8 protein-coding genes are annotated in these 7,438 nt (G+C 41.8%); all 8 read right to left on the reverse strand.

Annotated elements, in window-relative coordinates; translation table 11 throughout:
• Positions 1–340, reverse strand: a 340-nt coding sequence (locus tag E5342_RS18220) for a response regulator (protein WP_135960007.1), incomplete at its 3' end; no start/stop codon positions are given.
• Positions 333–2,660, reverse strand: a complete 2,328-nt coding sequence (locus E5342_RS18225) for a hybrid sensor histidine kinase/response regulator (RefSeq protein WP_135960008.1) — start codon at positions 2,658–2,660, stop codon at positions 333–335. The genes E5342_RS18225 and E5342_RS18220, both read right to left, overlap by 8 nt.
• Positions 2,661–2,746: 86 nt before the next feature.
• Complete coding sequence (locus tag E5342_RS18230; protein ID WP_135960009.1) at positions 2,747–3,175, reverse strand: DUF2867 domain-containing protein; 429 nt, start codon at positions 3,173–3,175, stop codon at positions 2,747–2,749.
• A gap of 21 nt (positions 3,176–3,196) precedes the next feature.
• The gene (locus E5342_RS18235; protein WP_135960010.1) at positions 3,197–4,081 is read right to left on the reverse strand and encodes a DUF4377 domain-containing protein; all 885 of its coding nucleotides are present in this window, start codon (positions 4,079–4,081) and stop codon (positions 3,197–3,199) included.
• 222 nt (positions 4,082–4,303) lie between these two features.
• Positions 4,304–4,822 (reverse strand): hypothetical protein, encoded by a 519-nt coding sequence (locus E5342_RS18240; RefSeq protein WP_135960011.1) that lies wholly within the window; start codon positions 4,820–4,822, stop codon positions 4,304–4,306.
• 83 nt (positions 4,823–4,905) lie between these two features.
• On the reverse strand, positions 4,906–6,132 hold the full coding sequence (locus tag E5342_RS18245; protein WP_135960012.1) for a transposase: 1,227 nt from the start codon (positions 6,130–6,132) through the stop codon (positions 4,906–4,908).
• A gap of 99 nt (positions 6,133–6,231) precedes the next feature.
• Positions 6,232–6,618: a class I SAM-dependent methyltransferase gene (locus tag E5342_RS18250; protein WP_349237403.1), complete on the reverse strand. Its 387-nt coding sequence runs from the start codon at positions 6,616–6,618 to the stop codon at positions 6,232–6,234.
• Positions 6,605–7,174 carry a Crp/Fnr family transcriptional regulator gene (locus E5342_RS18255; protein ID WP_123477168.1) on the reverse strand — a complete coding sequence of 190 codons (570 nt, stop codon included), beginning with the start codon at positions 7,172–7,174 and terminating at the stop codon, positions 6,605–6,607. Before E5342_RS18255 ends, E5342_RS18250 begins: the two co-directional genes overlap by 14 nt.
• Positions 7,175–7,438 lie beyond the last annotated feature (264 nt).

Consider the following 7,438-nt stretch of genomic DNA (forward strand, 5'->3'; position numbering starts at 1 on the left):
GGACGAGCCTGTCTTCCACAAGCTGCTTGGGTATGTAGTCCAGCGAGCCGAGTTTTATGCTTTCCACTGCCGTATGTACTTCGGCATAGTCGGTCATGATGATGAACGGTTGCATCCTGCCCTCCTTGCGCATCCAGCGCAGCAGGTCGATACCGTTGCCGTCGGGCAGGCGCAGGTCGGAAACCACGATGTCCCCGTCTGCGACCTGTTGCAGATATTTCTTCGCAGTCGAGAGGTGGAAAGCCTGCACGGTGCGGAATCCCTCGCGTGCCAGCAGATTACAGACGAACTCGCAATACACGATGTTGTCCTCCACCACGATGATTTTTGTCTTATCCATTTTCGTATTTTCTCCTTTCTTCTTTTGCCAGCCGGATGATTTCCGAACCCTTATCCAGCACGGATTTTATGGTATTGCCAATTGTTTTATCGTCAGGTGTGCCATCGCTATGAAGCAATTTGTATAGTTCCCTTAACGGCTGGTCGGCACGGAGTATCTCCCATGAACTTCGCAGGTGGTGTGTCAAGGCATCCAGTTCCTGAAGGTCTTTCTTTAGACCCGCTTCCCTGATTGCCTGCATTTCCTTTTCGGTTTCCGTTATCAGTTTATCCAGCATGACGGCTTCATTGCCGTATGACAGCTGATAAGTGAAATCCGGCTTTTCATTCCGGTTGCCTTTCATGGCGCATTTGTCTGAAACCTCCATCAGTTCCGATATGGAGAACGGTTTGAGCAGGCAACCGGAGAAACCACGTTCCATAAGTTCCTCCTTGCTGCAACTGCCCGAAGCGGTTGTCACGACTACCGGGATAGTCTTTGAATTGCCCACGTTGGACGAACGCAGCAGCTCCAACAGCTCGAAGCCGTTGATTTCCGGCATGTTCAGATCCGTCAGAAGCAGGCTGTATTCTTTCCGGCGTATCATTTCCATCAGTTCCGCTGCATTAGTGCAGGTGTCGCAGTGTATTCCTTCCTGAGCATACATTTCTTTCAGCATCAGGAGCAGCACTTCGTCATTGTCGATGGCAACCACATCGTGGAATGTATGGTTATGACGAACCTGTGCTTGATTTATCCGTTCCGGAATTTCATCGGCTGTCTGCATGGGGATTTTCACTGTGAAGCGGCTGCCCTTGCCTTTCTCACTGTTCAGCCGGATTGTGCCGCCAAGCATTGACACGATACGCAGAACAATGGAAAGACCTAATCCGAAGCCGTCTTTTGCAGCAGCGTTTGACAGACGTTCAAACGCACCGAATATACGTTGTTGCTCCTCTTCGGTCATGCCCGTTCCTGTATCTTTGACGATTAGCTTCAGCAAACCGTCATCATAATCAGTTGTCAGAGATACGCTGCCGCTTTCGGTAAACTTGATGGCATTTGACAGAAGATTATTCCCGATTTGCAAGATGCATTCCTTATCGGTCAAAACAACGGCATCCGTATGGCAATTTATCGTAAGAGCCAGACCATTGCTTATTGCAACAGGCATAAACTCAGTTTCAAGAGTGTGGGTGATTGTTGAAATTCTGCACGGGGCAAAATTCGGCTGCTCCTTGCCATTGTCCAGCCGGAAGAAACTCAGCAGCGTATTGAGCATTTCACGCATACGCTCAGAAGATTGCCGGATGTTTTGGATATACGCCCCGATTTTATCAACATCGCAATCTTTTTGCATCAGTCCGGCATAACCCGTTATTGCCGTCAGAGGTGTGCGCAATTCATGGGTGATGGTATGAACGGCTTTCTTGCGGGAAGCAATCAGTGCCTCGTTCTGTTCAACAGACTGTTTCAACTGTTCTATTAAATCCGCAGTTTCTCGTTTGTACCGTTTGATACGGGTGATATTTCGGTGGATGATTATGTAAGAGATTACCAATAACAACACAACGAATCCTGTCAAGCCACCTATCTGAATAAAAGAACTTTCACGCATGGCGGCTATTTCCGCTTCCCGTTTCTGTAAGTCTGCTTGAACTTTCTCGTCTATTTGAACTACCAGTCCTTGCAGTTGTCTGTTGAGTTCCGCATTTCGTGTAGCAAGACTATCGGCGTGTTCCGACAAACGGCAGCTATGTGCCTGTTGTTCAGCTATCATATTCCGATTAAGGGAACGGAGCATCGTAGTAGTCGCAGTTGGTTTCGCTTCTTCCTTTTTGCCAAAGATGCCCAAGAAACCCTTGCGCTTGGACTTCTTGGGCTGTTCCTGCACACTCTTCTGCATGATTACAGGTACTTGACTGGTTATCTTATCGTTGATGGCTTGTTGCTGCTCAAGTATCTGAACAATTTGGCACATCTGCCGTTCCTTATCTTCGAGAAGATGGCGTACACTGTCGATACGCTCTGCCGGATAGGTAGCTTTGAAACGGCAGAGCATACTGTCTATTGACATACGCCGGGCATGGTAAAGTCCTAAATCCTTATCATCCCATTCCAATATCGTTTCACCCAATAGAGAAAACTCTATCAAATGAATATGAATATTGTTTACCTCTTTTCGAAATTCGTCGATTTCTCGGTTTTTGGCTTCCAATTCCTCCATGTCTCGCCATTCGCCAAGCCATATGTACATGATGCCGCCTACCAGCAAAGCTATTAGTAGATAGCCTGCGGAAGTCAACGCACGGATATTTTTAATATCGATAGACTGTTTCATAAGATACTATATGACCGTTATGGTTTAGTTGAACTCGCATCATCAATAGAAGAGATTGGAGATGTGGCAAAGAACAAGGATAAGCATTATGATAATTCGAAATTCCTCCTTACCTGTTTCAACAGTGTCTTACAGATTAACTTATGAAATGGTTTTATTATAGTAAAATAGAATTTTCCCATACGGTTGTTGTATCGGACTTTCGTACAAACCGATAGATATAGACTGTCATTCATACGCCTTTCGGTCATAAATGCAATAACAAAATTAAGGTGTTTGTCGCTTTTGCTTATTGTCGCAAGGCTATCGGATTTGACAATGACAAGATCCGATAAATTCTTCCCTTCGTTTAGACCAAAAGGTTTTACTATGGCATTACGAAACTTCATCAAGACAATAATCCACTGGGGTGCGCAGAAAAATCTGACTGTCAGTTCTTCTGCGCTTATCGGTCGTGTGGTACAGACTATCTCACTGAAATTATCAGTATAATCATAATGCTTGTTTAGCCCCATGATGCGTAAAATTCTTTATTATCATGGATTCGACACTACATAGCGAATCACGACTGCATTTACGTTGGAATCTGGATATTTGCTCTGATAGTAAGCCGTGAGGTCTTTATATAGCCATAGTATATATGTTTCTCGACTAATGGATTTAGTTGGAAACTGACGGCTAATCATCACATCATATTGCATAATGGGTTCTTCCGGCACAGTCACAAAATCATATTGACCAAATGCAACTATCTGTTGTTCCGGCATGAGGAGTTTGTATGATTCAGGGAATTCCGTTGGATCCTTACTTTTCCTAATCACAATGCCATGCTCCTTTGTCTGCATATCAGAATCCAACAGAAACCATTTGTCGGCATTACACATATAACAGCATGAACCTCCAAACTTATATGCGACATCGGTTTTAAGGTCGTTCTCAATGTCCTCTTTTTTATCAGCGTCAATGGCGTAGGCAAATTCTGGATTAATATACGGACAGTATTGCTCAAAATACCAATCCGGGATGAAATGAGGAGGCAAATTCTCAGAGTTCTTGTGTTCTTTCGATATAACTTCCAATAGCTCGTATTCAGTCCAAGCCGGGTCACCCATGCGATAACCCAAGTAGTTTGTTTCACTGATACGTATCTGATATTCATATCCTTCTTCGTATTCAAACTTACCGATGCTTCCCTGAGCCTCCCAATCGGTGGACTGCTCGTTTTTTACAGCATATACATCTGTAAGTACATTGTTATCACTTGATGTTAAAACACCGGGGAGTTTTGCAGAAGCCACCGTAAGCGTGTATTCCTTGTAACCGGTTACTTTTTTGTCTTCTTCATCATCATTGCACGATGTTACTCCTATCATTGTAAAGATTGCCATAAACAGCATTACGAGAAAGTTTCTATTCTTCATTTTTGTCCATTTTAATTGTTTTCTGTACCGTATTAACTTAAGTTTCAACTACTTCGGTTATTTTTACCGAATCATTGTAGAGAGCAAGTTTACTTTTTGCCAATTTATGTGCTAAAGAAATAATCACTATCCTGAATCATTACAAGAATATTAAATAAATTCAAGTTGTATTCAAGATGAACTACTCAATGTACATAAATTGACAAAAGTAATTTGAACGTATCATTTCTTGGTCTTAACAATAATATTCTTTTTATTAATGTCATTAGTATCACACTTTATCTCGAAGCTCTCGATTTTAGAAACGTCTAATTTATCCAATTCTTTTTTTGTTGCTTTTTTCCCATTTATAATAATATTGGATTCAGAAGATAAATCATTGGACTTTTTCAAAGCAGAATAATCATATCCTTTTTTAAGTTCAATCTCTAGTACTCCATTCTTTCCATCTTCACCATATTTGGTAATTGCATTCTTTTTATCAATTTCATTAATAGATGCAATATAAATTGTATCAATCATATTGATGCTTAACGAAGGATATGGTTTACCATCAATAACTAACAGTTTCCCATCATTTACAGGAAGAATACGAGATTTAATCGAATCCTGCTGAATTGATTGAAAATTGTTCATTACATAATTAGGCTTAGCTGAAGCCCAAATTAAAACACTAAATAGAGGAAGTAAAGCAAGAACTGTTACCTTCTTCAAACTCGAACTTTTTTTCTTTGTCATCATAACTAATCGTTTTGAAAGTGAATAATTAAAAGCATTTTGCAATATACAATGATTCGGTAAAATTTGAGGTTGTTCAGTCTTGGCTAAGCCGCTAACTGAGCCAACCGATGATTTATTTTCTGAATTATTTTGAGATGCGGAGATTTTCCGCAAGTCGAAATAATTGTTGAGGCGAGATAAGATTCAAACATAAGCCGTTTGAACTGCGCTACCGAAAGATCTGGATAATCCTTCCTTATGACCTCTTTGCAGACATTGAGGGCTGTGAAGGAAAGATTGAACGCAAAGTCAAGCCGCTCCCTGTCGCGGGTCTGCTGTGACTGAAGTCCGGTAAACTGCTTGGCATCGCGTATACCGAACTCAATCTGAAAGCGGGTGCGGTAGAAACCGATGATCTTTTCAGACCTCATGTCGGTGTCGGTAGAGAAGTAAAGAAGAGGCTCTGCGTTTTCAACCGGACAGACCACGATACGGATGTCGCGTTTCAATGCCCTCGAATGTACGACCGCCGTGTGACATCGGGTTTTGTTTCCTTTGGAATCCTCATATATGAATGAAGTCAACACGGACATATCAAGGTTGGAGAAATCCACTTTCTCTCCATACTTTTTCTTTCTGCCGCGTCTTCGCGGGGCGGAGGAATCCGGTATGGCCAGATACCTCAGATATGAGTTGGCACGTAATCTTCCGACAAATCGAAATCCCATGCCAATCACTTCATTTACAAACTCATATTTGGAGAAAAAGGTATCGGCAACCAGAATATCCGTCAGTGAGAGCAGCTCTGTCGCCTTTGACCTGACAAGTGCCACATACCAGTCAAGCATTGACATTTGTTTCTCAGATTCAAGAGTCTTGAAGTTCGGTGACTGGACAGCACCGAGCATCACGCATGTATGTTTACTCAGACTTATTGCCCCAATCGCCATTATCTCCAGACCGCGTTTGACACGTTGTGCTACCCCAGACCAGAAACGGCCTATGCCATACGTCAGTCTGCCTGCTTTTGAAATGAACGACGGATCGATTGCCACTGCCATGTCATCGGCCGGCCCAAAACAATCCTGCGCCATACCTATGTTGACTTTCATCCAGTCTACGGATGTCTTGAAATTGGAGGCAAAGGTCTTGGCTGTACGACCGCCATAGCGCGACAGCCGGGTAAAATTGACTTTGCCCGGAATCAACGCCACAGTGCGTATTGTTAAAATCAGCCAGTTGAGGAACCTTTTGCTCATCTTGGTTGTAGTATTTTCAAATACCGACTTACACCGAAAGGTGAAGTCTTTGAGAATCGCCAATACGTTCATACGCTAAGATTTTTATAATGAACGCTTTGGCGATTCATTTGTATTTGACAATTCGATATATTAACTTAAGTTTCAACTACTTCGGTAATTTTTACCGAATCATTGTATATCACAAGTCACGAATATACCTTTTGCACCGGCTTCCCGAAAGAAGCGCGTGGCATCGTTGATACGGATTTCGGCTATATCCACTCCGACGGTACAGCAGCCCATTTCGGCAAAAGGCAGCAAGTTACCTCCGTTACCACAACCTACTTCCAGAATATTCATACCTGCTTTTATGGCTTTATGCGCTTGGATATAAGGCAGGTAATACTTTCTGCTTGTTGTGGCAAGCTCTTGGAAATAGAGCCGCCTATTGTTTTGTCGTTCTTGCATAACATTTAATTTTTCAGCAAAAGTATGGGAATAAAACGAAACAACTCTCAAACTAGTTTGAGAGTTGCAGCCAGATGATTGTTTTTCGCATGTCTTATTTCTTGCCAAAAGTAATTTCCTTACGGATACGACTAAGATATGTCGGCGTGATTTGCAGATATGATGCTAATTCTTTGAGCGTTATATTTTGAAGAATATTAGGATAATATTCTAATATATGAATATAACGTTCCTTCGCAGATTGGCGATACAGATTCAAAAAACTATCATATGTCTGGTGAAAAAATCCGTCTGATATGACACAATGTAACTTAAAGTCTTTTTCAAAGAGTTCATCAACAATGTTGCGGTTACAAACCAATACTTCCGCATCTGTAGCCGCTATAATATCAGTAACGGCTGGAGTTTTCAATACAAGACTTGAATAGTCACCCAATGGCGTGTCACAGAATGAAAAACCAGTTATATGTGTATTACCTTCTGAATCGGTCACGGAGTATTTGAAATATCCTTTTTTGATGAATCCCCATACTTTTCTTGTTATATCTCCACAATGAAGGAAATAATCACCCTTTTTATAAAGGCATAACTTCCCCTCTTTAGCGCAAAGTTCGCGCCAAAAGTCCATATCAATCTTATCTATATACGGGTTAAAGTTTGCCATTCTTAATTATTTAATATAACTGCGCTACAACCATTTGCAAAGTTAAGCATTTTAATCCGAACAGTCCTGAATTCTGTTGAGAAATAAAGCCATTCAGAGCAAAGTTCACTCCAAATGGCTTTTCAAACCAATGAAAGTTCTATATTTTCATACTTTTGTGGCGGTTTCCTTCTTTCGCATATAATCCCGGATGCCCGATGATTATATGGTCGGCAATGAAGTTGTTTGACGAACTTTGTTCATTTATCAGGCTACTTTCTTCAA

It is taken from the genome of Parabacteroides distasonis (assembly GCF_004793765.1).
GTDB classification, from domain to species: Bacteria; Bacteroidota; Bacteroidia; order Bacteroidales; family Tannerellaceae; genus Parabacteroides; species Parabacteroides distasonis_A.

Excerpts from the sequence above, each read along its gene's own strand:
- E5342_RS18245 (WP_135960012.1), bottom strand. The coding sequence starts at position 6,132 with ATGAACGTATTGGCGATTCTCAAAGACTTCACCTTTCGGTGTAAGTCG.
- E5342_RS18230 (WP_135960009.1), bottom strand. The coding sequence starts at position 3,175 with ATGGGGCTAAACAAGCATTATGATTATACTGATAATTTCAGTGAGATA.
- E5342_RS18240 (WP_135960011.1), bottom strand. The coding sequence starts at position 4,822 with ATGATGACAAAGAAAAAAAGTTCGAGTTTGAAGAAGGTAACAGTTCTT.
- E5342_RS18255 (WP_123477168.1), bottom strand. The coding sequence starts at position 7,174 with ATGGCAAACTTTAACCCGTATATAGATAAGATTGATATGGACTTTTGG.
- E5342_RS18225 (WP_135960008.1), bottom strand. The coding sequence starts at position 2,660 with ATGAAACAGTCTATCGATATTAAAAATATCCGTGCGTTGACTTCCGCA.
- E5342_RS18235 (WP_135960010.1), bottom strand. The coding sequence starts at position 4,081 with ATGAAGAATAGAAACTTTCTCGTAATGCTGTTTATGGCAATCTTTACA.